The organism is Paracoccus sp. S4493, assembly GCF_000967735.1.
GTDB lineage: Bacteria > Pseudomonadota > Alphaproteobacteria > Rhodobacterales > Rhodobacteraceae > Paracoccus > Paracoccus marcusii.
The window spans coordinates 1-294 of record NZ_JXYF01000537.1; the positions used below are offsets into that span (position 1 = coordinate 1).

General features: G+C 77.2%; 1 protein-coding gene. It reads left to right on the top strand.

Features of this window, described 5'->3' with window-relative positions; genetic code table 11:
- The coding region (locus tag TW83_RS18930; protein WP_045984341.1) for a sigma 54-interacting transcriptional regulator at positions 1-294 on the top strand (294 nt) is incomplete at both ends.

Consider the following 294-nt stretch of genomic DNA (forward strand, 5'->3'; position numbering starts at 1 on the left):
GCGTGCTGTGCCTGGAGGACGCGCCCGCCCTGCCCCAGCACCTGCAGGCCCGCCTGCTGAGCCTGGTCGAGGCCGGCGAATACTGGCCCGCGGGGGCCGCCGCCCCGCGCCCGCTGGCGTTGCAGCTGCTGGCCACGGCCCCGGACGATCCGCAGGGGCGGATGCATCCGGGCCTGTATTTCCGGCTGGCCCGTGCCCGCCTGTCGGTGCCGCCCCTGTCGGCGCGGCGCGACGACATCCCGGCGCTGTTCCGGCATTTCCTGCAGGCCGCGGCGGACCGGCTGTCGCGGCAGG